The organism is Streptomyces sp. AK08-02 (assembly GCF_033795085.1).
Classification (GTDB): Bacteria; Actinomycetota; Actinomycetes; order Streptomycetales; family Streptomycetaceae; genus Streptomyces; species Streptomyces echiniscabiei.
The window spans coordinates 54,461-71,813 of the sequence record NZ_JARAZV010000008.1; the positions used below are offsets into that span (position 1 = coordinate 54,461).

Genomic DNA, 17,353 nt, shown 5'->3' on the forward strand with positions numbered 1-17,353 from the left:
CCCCTTGGGTGGGACGGGCGGGGCCGTGTTCTTGCGGCCCCGCCCGTTGCTGTCCATGCGGCTCGGACCGCCTCTCTTCGCGGCCCGGGCCGCCCCTTTTTCTACGGCTGCTCAGCCGGTGAAGCCGGCTGTGATCGACGTGAACTGCCAGGTGCTCTGGCTGATGCCCGAGCAGTTGCTGACCACTCCGCCGCCGGGGCACGAACGGTCGCGGTTGACCGCCCAGTAGGCGAGGCGGGCGATGTGGTGGGAGTTGGACCAGTCGCGGATCTGCGTCCAGGTCGTCGGGCTGGTCAGTTCCTGCTGGTCGGACAGGCCGTTCATGCCGGAGATCCCGATGTGGGCGTACGCCGTCGCGTCGTCCCAGCCGAACGTCGAGCGCAGTTTCGTCTTCAGCCCCTCCGTGGCGTTCACGGTGCTGGTGTACATGTCGGCGCCGCCGCCGAAGTCGAACGGCATGATCGTGAACACGTCGATGTTGGCGCCGAGGGCCGACGCGCGCTCGATGAGGCGGCTGCCCCAGTAGGTCGGGCCGGTGGTCGACGTGCCGAAGGTCAGGATCGTGCGCAGGCCCGGGTTGTTCGCCTTGACGATCTTCAGGGCGCCCAGGATGCGGTCCTGCACCACCTCGCTCTCGAATTCGTCCGAGTTCTCGATGTCGACGTCGATCGCCTTGAGGCCGTACGCGTCGATCACCTTCTGGTAGGCGCCGGCGAGTGCCTCGGGCGTCGAGCAGTTCGGGCCGAGCTTGTTGCCGCTCCAGCCGCCGATCGACGGGACGATGTCACCGCCCGCCGCACGGATGGAGTTGATGACACTCTGGTCGTTGCCGCCGGTCAGCGCTCGGGTGCCGTCCCAGGCCGGGTTGCAGCCGCCGGAGGACAGGATGAACGCCATCGTGAACCACTTGACGCCCGTCGCGCTCATCACGGAGGTCGCGCTCGGCGGGTCGCCCCAGCCGAGGTAGAGATAGGGCGCCGCCTGCTTGAACCCGGTGGTGCCCCCGCCCGCGTCCGTCGTGACGCTCACGGAGTTGGACGCCGCCGACACGTTGCCCGCCGCGTCCCGGGCCTTCACCGAGAAGGAGTACGAGGTGCTCGGTGAGAGCCCGCTCACCGTGGCCGATGTGCCGGACACGCTCAGTACCTGGCTCGCGCCGCGGTAGATGTCGTAGGCCGTGACGCCGACGTTGTCCGACGAGGCGTTCCAGGCCAGGGAGACCGTCGAGGAGGTCTTGGCCGTGGAGCGGAGGGTGCCGGGCGCGGTCGGTGCCTGGGTGTCCGAGCCGCCGCCCGGGCCGTCGAGGTTGATGTCGTCGGCGTAGTAGGTGCCCTGGCCGTACCAGCCGTGGGTGTAGACCGTGGCGGAGGTCTGCGTCGCGCCCGTGGTGAAGGTGACGGACAGTTGGGCGTACGCCGAGGGGGACGTCGTCCAGGTCGAGGGGCCGCTGTCGACGCCGAGATAGACGTACGAGCCGCGTACCCAGCCGCTGAGCGTGTAGACCGTGTTGGGGCGGACGGTGACGGTCTGTGAGCACTGAGCGTTGTCGCTCGAACTGGCTGCCCCGGCAAGGGACTTGGTGCCGCCGTGGACGGGGGAGGAGGTGATCGAGCCGAGGTTGCCGGTGCAGGACCAGGGGGAGAGGGAGCCCGACTCGAAGCCGGGGTTGGCCAGGACGTTGGCCGCCTGGGCGGTGCCGGGCAGGGCGACCGCCCCGGCCAGGGCCAGGGTGGCGGAGCCGAGCAGGGCGAGCAGTCGGTGTCTGGTGAGTGTGAAGCGCACGCGATCTCCCTGAAGCGGTGGGGGTGTTCGGGAGTGCAGAGCTCTGCACGGAGGTGCAGAGGGGTGCGCAACAAAGTTGGTCTGGACCAGTCGGGCTGTCAAGAGACTGAGCGCCGATTGGTCCAGACCGATGAGGGTGAGTCTGATGGACGAAGGGGTCGAAAAGGGGGTTAAGCGGTGGCCGCCGCCGGTGCTCCCGCGGACGCGTCCGCCACCGCTTCCGCGACCGGCTCCTCGGTGGGCGCTGTCGCCGGTACGGCGGCAAGCTGGGAGGTGGGCTCCGGAACCTCGTCGGCGGTGGCCGACACGGTACGCACCAGACGCGGCGCGGAGATCACCGCGTAGTCCTGCCCGAGGAACGGCGGCACCAGGTCGCCCGGGTCCTCGCCGAGCGCCAACTGCACTGCCGCCCAAGGGGCGTTGATGCCGCACAGCGAGAGCTGGTGCAGACCGCCGGCCGGCCGGGTGTTGACGTCCATCAGGACCGGCCGGTCCTCGTACATCCGGAACTGGATGTTGCTCAGGTGGTGCAGTCCGAAGCCCTCGGCGATGAGCCGCGCGGGCTCCAGCCAGGCCTCGTCGAGGGTGAAGCCGCGACGCCGGCCGTTCTTGGTGCGGCCGATCGCCATCCGGATGCGCGAGTCGGGGCCGGTGAGGCAGTCGACGGACACCTCCGGCTGCTCCAGACGGGGCATCACCAGCCAGTCGATGTCCTCGTCGGTGTTCCGCAGCACGTCGAGGACCATGTCCAACTGGACGTAGGGACTGGGGAACCCGTTGAGGTGCGACATCGAGAAGGGGGCGCGCGTGATCATGCGGAAGCCCACTCCGCCCGCGCCCGCCGCCGGCTTGAAGCACGCCTTGTGACCGTCGGCCTCCAACTGCTCGACGGCGACGACGAGTTCTTCGGCGCTGCGCACCCGCCACCAGGGCGGCACCGGGACGCCGACGGCCTCGACGGCCTGGTAGGCGGTCGCCTTGTCCTGGAAGACGGCCACGGCCTCGGGCGTCGGCGCGAGCAGCTTGGTGCCGACGGCCTCGAAGTCCGCGCGGTGCCCGACGATCGCGTCCTGGTGCAGCCGCGGTACGAACACGTCGATCTCGCGTCGGTCGCACTGGTCGAGCGCGTACTCGACGTACGCGGCGGGGGACAGGCCCTCGGGCTCCATGGCGGCGGTGTCGGCGGCGGCCAGGACGGGGGAGTCGGCGTCCCCGTGGGTGGCGTGGATCTCGACGGCGCGGTCGCTGGGATTTCTCCGCAGCTGTTCCATGAAGAACACGTTCTCCGCGTACGTGCGGTTCAGCCAGACGCGTACGCGAGAGACCATGCAGGGCCACCTTTCAAGGTTCACGGGCGCGGCGAAACGTCAAAACAGGCCGAGCCCGGCCAGGGGAGAGTTGGGAACACGACAAGCCACCCGGGTGCGAACCGGATTTTTGGCGGAAGTGTTGAGGCGATCATAAGGCTCCAGAGACCCTGTTCCTGCTACGCGCGTGTTACGGAATTGACAGCAGTACCCCGTGTGTTGCCTTGTGCACCAACAGTGGTCCCCTGTAATGATCTTCGGCCCGCCCGGTGAGCTGCCCCGAGAGGATGCCGCGAGGGCGGGCAGCCGTACTTGTCCGGCTGCCGGTGATGTGTTCTTGTGGGTCCGAACGTGCGCCCGCGGAGGCGGAGTTCGGATGCGGAAGGGGCTGGGGTGGAGACGACGGCCGGCGGTGCCGGACAGCTGCTGGCGATCAGTGATCTGCACATCGGTTACCCGGAGAACCGCGCCCTGGTCGAACAGATGCGCCCAGAGACGGACGACGACTGGCTGCTCGTCGCAGGCGACGTGTCGGAGTCGGTGGCCGACATCCGCTGGGTCCTCGAAACCCTCGCCGGCCGTTTCCGCAAGGTCGTCTGGGCGCCCGGCAACCATGAGCTGTGGACGCACCCCAAGGATCCGGTCACCCTGCGCGGCGTCGCCCGCTACGACCACCTGGTCGAGCTGTGCCGCGAGCTGGGTGTGACGACGCCCGAGGACCCGTACCCCGTGTGGGAGGGCCCAGGCGGCCCCGTGGTCGTCGCGCCGCTCTTCCTCCTCTACGACTACTCCTTCCTGCCGCGGGGCTCCGCGACCAAGGAGGAGGGGCTGGCGTACGCGCACGGTACCGGCATCGTCTGCACCGACGAGTACCTTCTGCACCCCGACCCCTACCCGACCCGCGAGGCCTGGTGCCGGGCCCGGGTCGCGGAGACCGAGCGGCGGCTCGCCGAGCTTCCCGACGACCTGCCGACGGTGCTCGTCAACCACTACCCGCTGGACCGGCATCCGACGGACGTGCTGTGGCACCCCGAGTTCGCCATGTGGTGCGGCACCACGCTGACCGCCGACTGGCACCGCCGGTTCCGCGTCGCGACCATGGTCTACGGCCATCTGCACATCCCTCGGACCACCTGGCACGAGGGCGTCCGCTTCGAAGAAGTGTCCGTGGGCTACCCCCGCGAATGGCAGAAGCGCCCGGGGGACCCGGGACGGCTGCGCCGCATACTGCCGATGGAGGTCGGATCCGGTGATCGAGGAGCTGCTTCCGGCCACGGTGGTGGCCGTGGAGACACACGGTGACGAGTGGGCCGACAGTGCCTACGGGGTCGGCGGGCCAGGGGGCGCCACGCTGTATCCCGAGGAGGAGGCGCTCGTGGCCCGGGCGGTGCCCAAGCGCGTCCGCGAGTTCACCCTCGTACGGGCGTGCGCCCGCCGGGCCATGGAGAAGCTCGGCGTGCCGCCACAGCCCGTGCTCCCCGGTGAGCGGGGCGCCCCGCGGTGGCCGGCCGGCCTGGTCGGCAGCATGACCCACTGCGAGGGCTACTGCGCCGCCGCCCTGGTCCGCGCGGACGACCTGGCCTCCGTCGGCATCGACGCCGAACCCCACCAGCCACTGCCCGAGGGCGTCCTCGACTCCGTGTCCCTGCCCGCCGAACGGGCACACCTGCGCGCACTGACGGCGAACGCACCCGGAGACCGGCTGCACCAGCACTCGGTGCACTGGGACCCGGTGCACTGGGACCGGCTGCTGTTCAGCGCCAAGGAGTCGGTCTACAAGGCGTGGTTCCCCCTCACCGGCAGGTGGCTCGACTTCAGCGAGGCCGACATCGAGTTCACGGCAGTCCCCGGCCCGCACCCGTACGGCACCTTCAGGACACGGCTGCTGGTACCCGGACCGGTCGTCGACGGCCGGGAACTCGGGCACTTCGACGGGCGCTGGACCGTGCGTCGAGGGCTGTTGGCGACGGCGGTCAGTGTGCCGCACCAGCCTGCCTGAGCAACCGGAAGAATCTCTCCTCGTTGCCCGTCAGACCCGCCTGCGCCAGGGCCGCTTCCGCCTCCGCGAGGACGGCGGGCGGCACCACGGGTGGCCGCGGACTCCCCGGCGGTACGTCGAAGGCGGCTCGGACGGTGTGCAGCAGCCGCAAGTAGGCCTGTACGGCGGTGCGCTCACGGTCGGTCAGTACGGCGGTCGGCATCGGACGGCTCTCCCCATGTCGGCGTCATCTCTGCTCAGTGGTGCACCTCCCAGCTTGCCGCCCGCCACTGACAATCCCGGTTCCGTGCACATCGGTTCGCTCGCTTAGCGGAGGCGAAACCTCCTCGAAACGCCTCGTGGGAATGGGGTTCTACGCTGGACAGAAAGGGTTTTCGGCAAGGAGTTCGGGCACAGGAAGCGGGGAGGTGAGCGGCGTGGCGGACATCCCGCGTCACGGACCGGCGCGCGCGGTACGGCTGCGACCGGTCGGCGACGGTGAGCTGGAACTGCGGTACCGCGTCGTGCACGGCTACCGCCGGGCCTTCCGGATGGCCGGCGACGGCCCGGCTCTCGTCCTGATCCACGGCATCGGGGACTCCTCGGAGACCTGGGCCGAACTGATCCCCGACCTCGCCCGCAACCACACCGTGATCGCCCCGGACCTGCTCGGCCACGGAGCCTCCGACAAGCCGCGTGCCGACTACTCGGTGGCCGCCTACGCCAACGGCGTGCGCGATCTGCTCACCAGCCTCGGCATCGAGTCCGCGACGCTCGTCGGACACTCGCTCGGTGGCGGGGTGGCCATGCAGTTCGCCTATCAGTTCCCCGAGCGCACCGAGCGGCTCATCCTGGTCAGCGCGGGTGGTGTGGGCCGCGAGGTCAACCCGGTCCTGCGCGCGGTGTCGCTGCCCGGCGCCCATCTCGCGCTCTCCGCCCTGCGGTTGCCCGGGATGCGGCTTCAAGTGGGGCTCGCCGTACGGCTGATGAAGCTCCTGGACACCGATCTGGGCCAGGACGCGCAGGAACTGCTCACCCTCGTCGACGCGCTGCCCGACGAGACCTCCCGAAACGCCTTCATCCGCACCCTGCGTGCGGTCGTCGACTGGCGCGGGCAGGTCGTGACGATGCTGGACCGGTGCTATCTCACCGAGGGCATGCCGACGATGCTGCTGTGGGGTGACCGGGACAGCGTGGTGCCGGTGCGGCACGCGTACCGGGCGCACGAGGCGATGCCGGGGAGCCGGCTGGAGATCTTCGAAGGGGCGGGCCACTTTCCGTTCCACGGTGATCCGGCGCGGTTCGTGGCGCTGGTGGAGGAGTTCACCCGGGGAAGCGCGCCCGCCGACTGGAGCCGGGAGCACTGGCGGGAGCTGCTGATCGACGGGCGGCCCTGCGATGTCCATGGGCGGGTGGTGGAAAGGGACTTGCGTGAGGTCAGCGAACGTAGTGCTACCTAGGTCCGTCTTCGGGTGCGGGTCCGTCGTGGCCGGTCGCGCAGTTCCCCGCGCCCCTGAAAAGCGACAGCGCACCCTAGCGCTGGGCCGCCGTTCCCTCTCGTACCGCCGCTACCACCGGGGACCGGCGCAGGGCGTTGGACATGGCCACCAGGTCGCGCGGGCCCTCGGCGGCCGACGACGGCCCGCCGTTCTCCGTGGCCGCCGCGCTGATGATCCTGCCCTCCGGGTCCGCCGCCCTGGCCCGTAAGGCCGCCGTCACCATGGCCGCGTCCGCCTCGGACCGAGCCACGTCGGGGGACGACCCCGCGGCGCGGGCGGCCTCGTAGGCCCTGGTCCGGACGGTCGGGTCGAAGTACGGGTAGAGGCTGAGCATGCCGTCGTGGATGTCGGACTCCCGTTGGGTGACCTGGAGTTCGGCAGGTGACCACCAGGCGATGCGGACCGCGTGGTCGCCGTGGTCCGACAGCGGGGCGAGCTCGCGCCACAGCGGGCTGAGCCGGCGGTACGTCGACCAGGTGCTCCACACGTCCCCGACGCGCTGGCAGGCCAGCGGGATGCAGAAGCCGGCCGCGGTCACGACCTCCGCGGCGGCGGCCAGCGCGGGGGCGACGTAGGTGCTCAGGTAGTCGAGGTCTGTGCCGTTCCAGCGGGCGACGACGGCCGTCAGCTTGGTGGCCGCGAAGGCGATGTTGCAGAAGAAGCCGGCCACGATGACGAGCAGCCCCACCCGCAGCCAGCCGTGCACTCTCAGCGCCCACGGCCAGCACACCATGTTCATCGCGATGTTCGCGACCGTCAGCGCGACGAGATACAGCACGATCATCTCGCGGACGAACGGGGTGTTCGCGTAGTACGTGTCGAAGTCGCGCAGGCGCTGCTCGGGCGTGTCCCCGAGGGCGAACAGGGCCGCCGTCGCCGCGATCACGACGGCGTACCCGGCGATCCAGCGGTGCGAGGCCCGCCGGGTGGCCTCGGGCGGCCCGCCGCGCCAGTTGATGATCAGTACCAGGCAGGAGGCGCTGAAGGCGCTCAGCAGGCAGTACACCAGCGGCGCCGAGAAGTTCGGGACAGCGGTGAGGCGGTTGACCCAGGCGATGGTCGGCGGGGCCGCGAAGAGGAACACCAGCACGGACAGCAGGAGCAGCGCGTACACCGACCGCAGCAGCGGGTCGCGCCAGGCGCGCAGCACCGCCCGGCCCTTGAGGAGGAGCACGATCACCATCGCGGCGGACGGTACGTAGTAACTGGAGTCGTTCACGGCGGGCGCCCGTTCAGCTCTGCGGCCCGCGATAGCCCAGGGAGGCCTCGATACGGCCCGCGAGCTCGTCGCGCCGCACCGGTCGGCGCGCCGAACCGGCGAGCCACGTACGGCACTTGCTGGCCAGCAGCAGACCGAAGCTCTCGGCGTCCTGCTCGTCGGCGAGGTCGGAGCGGGTGCGGGCGGCCACCTTGCGGACCGTGGCCCGGAGGTCCGCGGTGTCGCTGAGCAGTCGGGCGGCGACCGCGGCGCCCTCGACATGATGGCCGCAGTGCCCGGCCTGCATGTGCCACAGCTCGTGGCCCAGGATCACCAACTGGTGGTCGGGCGCCGTGCGTTCCTCGACCACGATGAGGTCCTGGTCGGCCATGTCGAGCCACAGCCCGCTGGCCGTGCCGGGTGGGAAGGGGGCCGCTCGGAACACGACGGGACGGCCCCGGCGCCTGCTCATGGCGTCGCACAGCGCCGCGTAGAGGTCGGCGGGTTCGGCCGGTGCCGGGAGCTTCAGCTCGGTCACCAACTCGCCGCACAGACGGCGCATTTCCTTGCCGATGTTCACAGTCATCCCTCGGATCACGACTCCGGCCGCTTGACGCTCTCCAGAAGCATGTCCAGCCACTCGGCGACCTTGTCGCGATGCTGGTCGGAGGGCAGCTGCGCGGCCCGCCAGGCGATGCCGCGGACGCCGTGGTCCTGCAGCAGCCGCTGCAGCGGGTCGTCGGCGGCCTTCGCCGCCTCGCGTTCCCGGTCGGCGAGCTGCTGGAGAAGCTCCTGTTCGCAGGCCTGGAGGGCGCCCGCGAGTGCCTCGGGATCCTCCGCGGTGAGGAAACCGGCGTGCACTCTGAAGAAGCGCTGGATGGCGTCGCAGTGCTCCATGGTGGGGCGCCGGTCGCCGTTGATGAGCGCGCCCGCCTGCTGGCGCGACATGCCCGCGCCGTCGGCGATCTCCTGCTGGGTGTACTTGCGGCCGTTCGGTTTCAGCCGGGTGCGGCGCAGCAGACCCAGCCGCTGAAGGAAACGGGCCTGGAGATCGGGCTCGCCGGCGCTCTGCCCGCTCAGCAGGGCCTTGACGACGCTCTCCGGGACGCCGGACGAGGCGGAGAGCCGCCCGGTCCGGAAGACCTCTGCGTGCGCTACTCCGAGCCGGTCCGCGAGCGCCGTGACCCGGGCCACCACGGCGGACAGCAGAACCGTCGCCGTGGCGCCCGGAACCTCGTAGCCATCCGTCACCGACAGGTCTCCTACCGTCTGCTGTGTCTGTGGGTCGCTGTTCGAGTCCTCGCGTCCCCGTACGTCTTACGTCTACCGCGACTTCGGCGGTCGCCGTGAACTGCCCGGAGAGAGTAGCGGGTTGTTCGAACTCACATCCAGCTCTCGCCACATCTGTGGCCAGATTCAGCCGTCAACAGGCATGAAATGCCACGATAGTTGACACGGCTGCTGCCAGGGCAGCAGGATCAGGGCGCCGCGTGAAGGCCGCATAGGCAAGAGGGGTGACCTCCCGATGGCATTTCAGGCAGGAGGGCAGCGGCCGGCGCCGCGGCCCGTCCCCGAGAGTCCCGAGGCCCAGGCGTATCTGCGGGACTACGCCGCACTCGTCGAGGCCGTGACCTTTCCGTCCGTCGTCCTCGACCACCGCTGGGACGTGGTCCTCTCCAACACCGCGTTCGAGACACTTTTCCGCGCCGTCGGCCCGCATCCCACGGCGATGCCCGGCGACAACTTCCTCCGCTTCGTCCTCTTTCATCCGGACGCGGGCACGGTTCTCGGCGAGCACGAGTCGAGCTGGTGTCTGCCGATGCTGGCGCACTTCGCCGCCGCCGTGGAGCGGCACGCCCAGGACCGGGTCCTCCAGGCCATCCGCCGTGACATCGCCCAGGATCCGCTCATGGAGGCCGCCTACCGGCAGGGCCTGCCGCACTGGATCCGCGCGGTCGGTGCGGAGGCCGTCCAGCACGACGGGGCGGTACGCCCGCTGCTGCACCCCGATCCGCGCTGGGGCGCCACCGAGTGCCGCATCGTGGGCGAGACCCCCAAGTCCCTTGCGGACATGGGCTATACGAGGCTGACGCTGGTGCTCCGCGAGACGCGGCGCCCGGCGGACACCTCACGCGGACCACGCCGCCCGCGGCGCTCGGCGAGCCACCTGAGCGTGGTGCCGACCCCGGAGGCGTGAGACGGGACCTGGCCCCGGAACCGTCGGCGTTCAGGTCGTCGACGGCACCGGGGCCACCGCCGTTCTTGTCACGGCCCCCTCGCGAGGTCCTCCGGATCGGCGCGTGTGGCGATCCCCGTGCCGCGCCCTGTCACCGCCCCGGAGTGCGGCCGGGGCGGCGCGATGGTGGCTCAGAGGTCCAGGACGAGCCGTGGACCACGGCAGCGGGACACGCAGATGAGCATCGTCTCGCCCGTCTCCCGCTCCTCGTCCGACAGTACCGAGTCCCGGTGGTCCGGGGTGCCTTCGAGCACGTCCGTCTCACAGGTCCCGCAGGTGCCCTCGGTGCACGAGAAGAGCACCTCGACCCCCGCGCCCCGCACGGCGTCCAGCACGGACACCTCGACGGGCACGGTCAGCGTACGACCGCTGCGCTGCAGGACGACCTCGAACTCGCTGTCGGCGCCGCCCTGCCCGGCCTTGGGTGCGAACCGCTCGACGTGCAGCGCACCGGCGGGGCAGACCGTCTCCACCGCGTCGAGAAGGGCCCCGGGACCGCAGCAGTAGACCAGGGTGCCCTCCGGCAGTCGCCCGACCTCCGTTTCGAGGTCCAGGAGCCCGGTCTCGTCCTGCGGAGCGAACGTGACCCTGTCCCCGTAGCGCCCCAACTCCTCGGTGAACGCCATGGAGTCACGGGTGCGCCCGCCGTACAGCAGCGTCCACTCCGCGCCCGCCGCCTCGGCGGCGGCGAGCATCGGAAGGATCGGGGTGATGCCGATACCGCCCGCGACGAAGCGGTACCGGGGGGCCGGCTTGAGGGCGAAGTGGTTCCGGGGTCCGCGTACCCGCACCTTGTCGCCCAGCCCCAACTGCCCGTGCACGTACGCTGATCCACCGCGTCCCTCCGGCTCACGCAGCACCGCGATCCGCCAGGTCGACCGGTCGGCGGGGTCGCCGCACAGCGAGTACTGCCGTTCGAGTCCGGGCCCGAGCACGACGTCGACATGGGCGCCCGGCTCCCAGCCCGGCAGCTCCTCACCGAGCGGATGCCGCAGGGTGAGCGCGAGCACCCCGTCTGCCGCCGACTCCCGCTGTGCCACGACGAGTTCGGCTTCGTAGACACTCATGAGCTGTTTCCCTGTTGCTGGTCCGTCAGCGCCTGGTTTCCCTGCGCCTGGTTTTCCTGTGGCTGATGTCCCTGTGGGTGGGCGAGCATCCACTCCCACATCTCGATGGGGTCCTGCGAGCGGTGTTCCCGGCCGCAGTGACAGGTGCCGTGCAGGACGTCCGTGCCCGGCAGCCACGCGATGCGGTAGATCTCGCGGGGTGTCTCGGAGAGCGGCCGGCCGCTCACAGGACCTTCTCCACGGGCTTCTCGCCCTCCTCGACCAGCCGGGCGAGGATCCGGCGGGCGGCGAGACCGCCGGTGTCGATGTTGATGCTCAGCTCCTGGTACCCGGAGCGCTCCGAACCCAGCGTCCGCTGAAGGAGGTTGAGCGCGTCGACGTCCTGCATGACCACGGTGTGGTTGTTGCCCCGCAGGAACTCCGTGACCTCGTCGTCGTCCGTGGCCCAGTCGCGCGAGACCATCCAGAAGTCGTACACCTTGCCGTCGGCCGAGGGCGTGATGGCGTAGGTGATCTCGGTGTGGAACCCGTTCGGGTCACTGCCGTCGGCCTCGGGCAGGACACCCACCGGCGCGATCCGGCTGTGCAGCAGATACAGGCACGGCGCGTGGTACTCGATGTCCTGCCAGCGCGTGATCCGGCCCTCGATGCCGGTCGACCTGGCGTAGAACGGCGGGCACTCGGCGTCGTCCATGTGCCGGCTCACCCGGACGATACCCGCGCCCTCGTCGACCTCCGTGTTGATCGGCGTCTCGGCGACCTCGGGGGTGCCTATGTAACCGCCGTGCAGGTAGGTCTCGTGGGAGAGGTCGAGGAGGTTGTCGACGAGCAGACCGTAGTCGGCGTCGATCGGCTCCATGCCCTTGACGGTGACCCAGCCGGGGGAGTCGAGGTGCCGGGCCCGGGGAATGGTGTCGGCGTCGGCCAGGGCCGGGTCGCCGATCCACACCCAGATCAGGGCGTCCTGCTCGACCACCGGGTAGGAGGCGACGCGAGCGGTGCGCGGAATGCGTTTCTGCCCGGGCACGTACACGCACGCGCCCGTGGTGTCGTAGGTGAAGCCGTGGTATCCGCACACGATCCGGTCGCCGTCCAGTCCGCTCTCGGAGAGCGGGTAGCGCCGGTGCACACAGCGGTCGGCCAGGGCGACGGGCGTTCCCTCGTCCTCGGTGCGGTAGAAGACGAGCGGCTCACCGAGAACGGTCCGGCCGAGCAGGTCCCGCCCCACTTCGTGGCTGTAGGCGGCGACGTACCACTGGTTCCTGGCGAAGGCGGTGGTGTGGGGCATGGCGTTCCCGTCCCTGAGGGCGGGGCGTCGTCGCCCCGCGTGCCGTGGTTGGAATCAGGATCGTGAGACTTGTGTCGGCTCGGCAAGGCGGCTTCTGTCAGGCGGAAGGACTTCTGTGAAGAGGCTGGTCAGAGCCCTGTTGTGGCAGCCCCTGGTTGCCGGAGCAAGTGGCCTGGGTGGTGCTGCTGTTCGGTTCGCGCCCGGGTTGGCCGGGGACCAGGTTGCTGAGCGTGTCGCCACTGGTCAGGGGCCGTGTGAGGTCACGTACCGGTTCGCCTCGTGTGGGGACGGCGCGACAATCCGCCGCACGGTGTGCCGCTGCTTGCGCGGAGCCTCGGATCAGCCCGCAGCCAGGCATCGACCGTCTTCTTGTACGGCTCCATCCGAGGTGACGTCCTCACCGGCCGGCGGCGCGGGGTGGGGACCGGCGAGGAGAGTGCCTCCCGTACCAGGCGGCGGTGAACGCCGTACTTCCGCGGCAGAGCCCGGATCGACAACTGCCGCTGCCAGCCATCCGTACGGCTTCTCGAAGCGGCGTGGGAACTCCTGACGGAAGAGCGGCAGTCGACCGCCGGTCGCCCGGCAGGTGGCCCGCGGGCCTGTGCGGCAACTGATAGGTCCGGCCTATACAGGGCATCGATTTTTGGTCGTGGACCCCTCATCCCTGGCCCGGTTCACTGTGGCCAAAGTCTGCGCGGACCGATCGGGCTCGGTGTCGCGCCATCAGGAAGGTTGCACTGACGCATACCCCAAGCCACGGACAAGCCGAACAAGCCGCGCGTATCGCGGCGAAGCCGTGGTACCGGCAGTTGTACGTCCAGGTACTGGTGGCGATCGTGATCGGCATCGTGCTGGGCTGGCGGTGGCCGGATCTGGCCACCGACATGGAGCCGATCGGCACGACGTTCATCACCGCGATGAAGATGCTGATCGGCCCGATCGTCTTCCTGACGATCATCGGCGGGATCGCCGGTGTCGCGGACCTGAGGAAGGTCGGCCGCACCGGGATCAAGGCGCTGACCTACTTCCAGGTCGGCACAGGCCGCTGCACCCGTCCCGCCGACAGCACCGCCGGCTGCTTTCGCTCCGTCCAGGCCCTGACGGACCTCACCGACCAGGACTGCGCGAACGACAGCGCCCTGTCGCACCTGCTCGCCCAGTGCGGGCGGACCCTCGCCGACCGCTGGATCGGACACGGAGGAACGGAAACCGGCAGGTAGGCTCGCTCCGCTGGTCATTGGCTGCGGCGGGCGGAAGGCGGAGGCACCGGGGCAACGCCTTCGACGACGGCGTTGCTGATGGTGCCGATGCCCTCGAGCGTCATGGTGACGATGTCGCCGGGAACAAGCGGCGGGGTCCAACAGGCCGCCGCGGCCCCAGAGTTCGGCCAGGCAGCCGCCGTTGCCGCAGGTGCCGGAGCCCAGGACGTCGCCGGGGCGGATCCAGGTGCCGCGGGAGGCGTACGCCGTCATCTCCTCGAACGTCCAGGCCATGCCGGCCAGTCGGTCCTGGCCGACGGTCTCGCCGTTGACCTGGACGGTCAGGGCGAGGTCGAGGAAGCCCTCCGGGGTGCGGTGGGCTTCGAGTTCGTCGGCGGTGACCAGCCAGGGGCCGAGGGTGGTGGCGGTGTCCTTGCCCTTGGCCGGGCCGAGTTCGACCTTCATTTCGCGGCCCTGGAGGTCACGGGCGGACCAGTCGTTGAGGATCGTGCAGGCCGTCCGTAATCTCGCGGACATCGACCTGATGGAGACCGTAGAGAGACGAGATCACCCTGCCGACTCGGGGCTTGCGGAGCACGCTCAGTCGATGAGGGCGGACCGACCTTGCGGCTCCTGTCCTTCTCGTCGCAGTCTCGAAGGCGATGTGTCGAACCACCGACGTACCGCACGAGTGAGGCTGGACTGTTCCTGCATCCCCAGGCTGGTCGCGATCTGCGAGAAGGACAGGTCGGTCCTCGTGATCAAGTCCAGGGCCTGACTCATGCGTACACGATCGACGACTCCGGAGAAGGTCGTGCCCTCCTTGGACAGGGACCGCTGCAGTGAACGCGGATGGAGACTCAGCAGGCGCGCGACTTTCGACAGGTCCGGACCGCTGGATCCGAGCTGTTCGCCGAGAATCGCTGCGACCAGGTCCGACATCGGCACGTGCTGGTGGCCGAAGTGCGTCTCGAGATAGTCCACCGCGATGTCGCGCAACAGGTCATCGCCGCCGCTGACCGGTATCGAGAACAGTTGGCTCGGGACACGCAGGACCGCGCTGGGACAGTCGAATCTGACCTCGGCCCCGAAGTACTTCCGGTAGGAGCTTTCCTGCACCAGGCGAGCGTGTGGAAGCAGGACCGAACGAAGTCCGTAGGGTGCGTCGCCGTGGATCAGCGTCAGGACTCGGTGGACGATCCCGATGCCGTAATCGATCGCCTGTGGTGATGCGTTGATGCCCGTGGTCGTGTAGCGAAGGCCGACCACACCGGGACTTCCCAGCGGATCGTCGGTTTCCTCGAGGGCGAGGGCCGGGCTGTATACGAACAGGTAGCGGCTCGCGCACTCGACGGCCTCGCCGATCGTGCGTGAGTTCTCCATGGCGATCGCCAGCGGTCCCAGCACATGCAGATCCTGCTGCGCCGCCATCCTCAACCCGAGGTCCGGGAGCGCGAATCGGCCGGCCGTTTCCTCGAGAACGTGCTGGACCAGTCGGAGACTCACGAACGAGTTGCCCTCGGCGATCCTTGACTCGTCGAAGCCATATGCCGCGAGGAGTTCGGGGCCCGAGCCGCCGATCTCGGTGACGAGCGTGGACAGCCCCTGCAGGGCAGAGCACCGGACAGGAAGATCGGTGTCACGCAAGGACAAATCCTTGTCGCCTCAGGGCAAGTACCGGAATGTTTCAACCAAGCAAACTACACGTCACGACCGAGAGGACAGCTTCTACCGAGCTGGAGCCGAAGTGACTGTCGCCCCACCCATGCTAAGCCCCGCCGACCTGCTGACACCCGAAGAGCTGGACGTCCGCTGGAGGCTCGCCGTCCGCGACCGCCTGGCCGCCATGGACCTGCGGCTCACCGGGCCGGTCGAGCGCCTCGGATCCGCTGAGGAGCTGGACCTCGGAGACCTTCTCATCACCGACTGGGTGTGCGCGCAGGTCGAAGGGACCCGAGACAGAAACGCGGTGCGTCAGGACGACGACGCGCTGCTGCTCCTCGCTGCCAGCGCCGGCCGGCAAATCATCGAGACCGCTGACGAGACCGTAGTTCTGCGACCAGGAACGGTTCTCATCATGAGCACCCGCACCACCGGGCGGTTCGTCATCCCGGATCACCTGGCCAAACGAACGGTCCGGGTGCCCATGAGCGCCCTGTCCCCGTTCGGCGCGGGGGGCGGCGCACCCGGTTGCCTGCTCCTGGACGCGGCTCAGAACCCTTTGGCCAACCTCCTCCACGGCTTCCTCATGAGCATGGACCGTCACATCGGGCGGATGTCCGCGGCGGAGGTCGAGGGAGCGCGCAATGCCCTACTCGCCCTCATCGCCGGCATGATCCGTGCGAGTCGAGCCCACATCGGCGACGACGAGTTCCTGCATCTGCTCCGACGGCGGCTGGAAGACTGGATCATCGACCATCTCGCCGGTGGACCGGTCAGAGTCGCCGACCTCGCCGCCGCCCACAGCGTTTCTCCGAGGACGGTCCACCGGGCCTTCGCGTCGACCGGGGACACCGTCGGGGCGGTCATCCGCATGCACCGCCTGGCAGCGGCCAGAGGCGACCTGGTGAACACGAACCTCTGCATTGCCGCGATCGCGCACCGGTGGGGGTTCTGCGATGCCAGCCACTTCGGACGGGAGTTCCGTCGAGAGTTCTCGCTGTCGCCCGGCGACTACCGGGAAGCCCACGGATGCGCCTGACCGTCTCCTCGTAGGCCGTGGCACAGCCGTACCAACCCGCGGCGCGATCCTTCTATGAGCCCTCACCGGCATTCGTGGATTCTGGGCCCGACACCACTACTCGCGAGTGTCGGATCACTCCGAGTGAACCTCCACCCGACCGACGGACCATCGCAAGCGAATCGGAAGAGCACATGAATCGAGAAGACATCGAGTTCCGGGGCGAGGGCGACGTCACCCTCCGGGGCTGGTTCTGTCCGGCCAGGAACACCAGCACGCCGGCACCGGTCGTGGTCCTGGCGCACGGGCTGTCATGCGTCAAGGAGATGCACCTCGACGACTATGCCGTGGTCTTCTCGGAAGCCGGCCTCAACGTGCTCGCCTACGATCATCGGAACTTCGGCGACAGTGGGGGAACTCCCCGCCAGGAGGTCGACCCGGTCCTGCAGTACCGGGATTTCCGGAACGCGATCACCTACGCCACCACCCGCCCCGAGGTGGACGCGTCGAAGATCGGCATCTGGGGTTCCAGCTTCTCCGGTGGACACGTCCTCATGGTCGCGGCGATCGACAAGAGGGTGAAGGCCGTCGTCTCCCAGGTGCCGTTCATCACGGGTCCGCGCACCCTGAGCCGGGCGATCCGGCCGGACTTCATCCCGGTCTTCCGTGCGATCCAGGAGGGCGACCGACTCAACCGGTTCACCGGCGGAGAGCCCGCCATGGTCCCGGTCGTCGCGGCCGACCCTGCGGCACAGGCCGTGATGCCCGCGGCCGACGCCTACGAGTGGTTCAGCAAGACGTCGGCGGACCGTGCGCCCAACTGGAAGAACGAGCTGACGGCTCGAAGCATGGAAATGGTGACCGAGTACGCCCCGGGTACCTTCATCAGCCGCATCGCGCCGACCCCCCTCCTGATGATCGTGGCCGACAACGACAGGGTGGCACCGTTCGAGTTGGCCCTCGACGCGTACGAAGAGGCCCGGGAGCCGAAGCAGATCATCGTCAAGCAGGGCGGCCACTTCGACTTCTACAGCGGCCCCGGCTTCGACGAACTCTCCGCAGCCGCACGGGACCACTTCGTCAAGCACCTCGGGGGCTGAGCCCTCCCTCCTGAGCCGC

At 69.4% G+C, this 17,353-nt stretch carries 17 protein-coding genes and 1 pseudogene; 7 read left to right on the plus strand and 11 right to left on the minus strand.

All coding sequences use genetic code 11. The features are described from left to right. Positions 1–111: 111 nt before the first annotated feature. Both PV734_RS17800 and PV734_RS17805 read right to left on the minus strand, forming a co-directional pair. Positions 112–1,782: a carbohydrate binding domain-containing protein gene (locus PV734_RS17800; protein WP_319290241.1), complete on the minus strand. Its 1,671-nt coding sequence runs from the start codon at positions 1,780–1,782 to the stop codon at positions 112–114. A 170-nt stretch (positions 1,783–1,952) separates the two neighbouring features. Continuing rightward, positions 1,953–3,110, minus strand: a complete 1,158-nt coding sequence (locus PV734_RS17805; protein ID WP_319094829.1) for an ATP-grasp domain-containing protein — start codon at positions 3,108–3,110, stop codon at positions 1,953–1,955. Between the two features lie 372 nt (positions 3,111–3,482). On the opposite strand from PV734_RS17805, the gene PV734_RS17810 reads away from it, so the two are divergent. After that, the gene (locus PV734_RS17810) at positions 3,483–4,391 is read left to right on the plus strand and encodes a metallophosphoesterase (protein WP_319094830.1); all 909 of its coding nucleotides are present in this window, start codon (positions 3,483–3,485) and stop codon (positions 4,389–4,391) included. Then, complete coding sequence (locus tag PV734_RS17815) at positions 4,339–5,088, plus strand: 4'-phosphopantetheinyl transferase family protein (protein WP_319290243.1); 750 nt, start codon at positions 4,339–4,341, stop codon at positions 5,086–5,088. The genes PV734_RS17810 and PV734_RS17815 overlap by 53 nt, the downstream gene beginning before the upstream one ends. Here the strand turns inward: PV734_RS17815 and PV734_RS17820 are convergent. Beyond that, entirely contained in the window at positions 5,063–5,290 is a 228-nt protein-coding gene (locus PV734_RS17820) for a hypothetical protein (protein ID WP_319094832.1), read from the minus strand. The genes PV734_RS17815 and PV734_RS17820 overlap by 26 nt on opposite strands. Before the next feature lie 214 nt (positions 5,291–5,504). Between PV734_RS17820 and PV734_RS17825 the strand changes: the two genes are divergently transcribed. Beyond that, positions 5,505–6,527, plus strand: coding sequence for an alpha/beta hydrolase (locus PV734_RS17825; protein ID WP_319290245.1), 1,023 nt, complete (start codon positions 5,505–5,507; stop codon positions 6,525–6,527). Positions 6,528–6,600: 73 nt separating this feature from the next. On the opposite strand, the gene PV734_RS17830 is transcribed toward PV734_RS17825, so the two are convergent. Genes PV734_RS17830 through PV734_RS17840 form a run of 3 tightly spaced genes read right to left on the minus strand, consistent with a single transcriptional unit; the run spans position 6,601 to position 9,015 of the window. Continuing rightward, entirely contained in the window at positions 6,601–7,785 is a 1,185-nt protein-coding gene (locus PV734_RS17830) for an MAB_1171c family putative transporter (protein WP_319290247.1), read from the minus strand. Positions 7,786–7,798: 13 nt separating this feature from the next. Continuing rightward, complete coding sequence (locus PV734_RS17835; RefSeq protein ID WP_319094936.1) at positions 7,799–8,326, minus strand: toxin-antitoxin system, toxin component; 528 nt, start codon at positions 8,324–8,326, stop codon at positions 7,799–7,801. A 32-nt stretch (positions 8,327–8,358) separates the two neighbouring features. Further along, entirely contained in the window at positions 8,359–9,015 is a 657-nt protein-coding gene (locus PV734_RS17840) for a helix-turn-helix transcriptional regulator (RefSeq protein ID WP_319094835.1), read from the minus strand. 274 nt (positions 9,016–9,289) lie between these two features. On the opposite strand from PV734_RS17840, the gene PV734_RS17845 reads away from it, so the two are divergent. Continuing rightward, a complete protein-coding gene (locus PV734_RS17845; RefSeq protein WP_319094836.1) occupies positions 9,290–9,961 on the plus strand; it encodes a hypothetical protein in 672 nt (223 codons plus the stop codon). A 170-nt stretch (positions 9,962–10,131) separates the two neighbouring features. On the opposite strand, the gene PV734_RS17850 is transcribed toward PV734_RS17845, so the two are convergent. Genes PV734_RS17850 through PV734_RS17860 form a run of 3 tightly spaced genes read right to left on the minus strand, consistent with a single transcriptional unit; the run spans position 10,132 to position 12,355 of the window. Then, complete coding sequence (locus tag PV734_RS17850; protein ID WP_319094837.1) at positions 10,132–11,067, minus strand: PDR/VanB family oxidoreductase; 936 nt, start codon at positions 11,065–11,067, stop codon at positions 10,132–10,134. Next, complete coding sequence (locus tag PV734_RS17855) at positions 11,064–11,294, minus strand: hypothetical protein (RefSeq protein WP_319094838.1); 231 nt, start codon at positions 11,292–11,294, stop codon at positions 11,064–11,066. The genes PV734_RS17850 and PV734_RS17855 overlap by 4 nt, the downstream gene beginning before the upstream one ends. After that, complete coding sequence (locus tag PV734_RS17860) at positions 11,291–12,355, minus strand: aromatic ring-hydroxylating dioxygenase subunit alpha (protein WP_319290249.1); 1,065 nt, start codon at positions 12,353–12,355, stop codon at positions 11,291–11,293. The genes PV734_RS17855 and PV734_RS17860 overlap by 4 nt, the downstream gene beginning before the upstream one ends. An 809-nt stretch (positions 12,356–13,164) precedes the next feature. Between PV734_RS17860 and PV734_RS17865 the strand changes: the two genes are divergently transcribed. Then, entirely contained in the window at positions 13,165–13,575 is a 411-nt protein-coding gene (locus PV734_RS17865; protein WP_319290251.1) for a cation:dicarboxylate symporter family transporter, read from the plus strand. Positions 13,576–13,589: 14 nt separating this feature from the next. Here the strand turns inward: PV734_RS17865 and PV734_RS17870 are convergent. Beyond that, positions 13,590–14,064: pseudogene (locus PV734_RS17870) on the minus strand (fumarylacetoacetate hydrolase family protein); the annotation flags it as partial. 90 nt (positions 14,065–14,154) lie between these two features. Continuing rightward, positions 14,155–15,201 carry an AraC family transcriptional regulator gene (locus PV734_RS17875; protein WP_319290253.1) on the minus strand — a complete coding sequence of 349 codons (1,047 nt, stop codon included), beginning with the start codon at positions 15,199–15,201 and terminating at the stop codon, positions 14,155–14,157. Between PV734_RS17875 and PV734_RS17880 the strand changes: the two genes are divergently transcribed. Both PV734_RS17880 and PV734_RS17885 read left to right on the plus strand, forming a co-directional pair. After that, positions 15,191–16,255 (plus strand): AraC family transcriptional regulator, encoded by a 1,065-nt coding sequence (locus tag PV734_RS17880; protein ID WP_319290256.1) that lies wholly within the window; start codon positions 15,191–15,193, stop codon positions 16,253–16,255. The genes PV734_RS17875 and PV734_RS17880 overlap by 11 nt on opposite strands. A 173-nt stretch (positions 16,256–16,428) precedes the next feature. Beyond that, positions 16,429–17,334, plus strand: coding sequence for an alpha/beta hydrolase (locus PV734_RS17885; RefSeq protein WP_319290258.1), 906 nt, complete (start codon positions 16,429–16,431; stop codon positions 17,332–17,334). Positions 17,335–17,353 lie beyond the last annotated feature (19 nt).

Excerpts from the sequence above, each read along its gene's own strand:
- PV734_RS17805 (WP_319094829.1), bottom strand. The coding sequence starts at position 3,110 with ATGGTCTCTCGCGTACGCGTCTGGCTGAACCGCACGTACGCGGAGAAC.
- PV734_RS17885 (WP_319290258.1), top strand. The coding sequence starts at position 16,429 with ATGAATCGAGAAGACATCGAGTTCCGGGGCGAGGGCGACGTCACCCTC.
- PV734_RS17835 (WP_319094936.1), bottom strand. The coding sequence starts at position 8,326 with ATGCGCCGTCTGTGCGGCGAGTTGGTGACCGAGCTGAAGCTCCCGGCA.
- PV734_RS17850 (WP_319094837.1), bottom strand. The coding sequence starts at position 11,067 with ATGAGTGTCTACGAAGCCGAACTCGTCGTGGCACAGCGGGAGTCGGCG.
- PV734_RS17820 (WP_319094832.1), bottom strand. The coding sequence starts at position 5,290 with ATGCCGACCGCCGTACTGACCGACCGTGAGCGCACCGCCGTACAGGCC.
- PV734_RS17845 (WP_319094836.1), top strand. The coding sequence starts at position 9,290 with ATGGCATTTCAGGCAGGAGGGCAGCGGCCGGCGCCGCGGCCCGTCCCC.
- PV734_RS17860 (WP_319290249.1), bottom strand. The coding sequence starts at position 12,355 with ATGCCCCACACCACCGCCTTCGCCAGGAACCAGTGGTACGTCGCCGCC.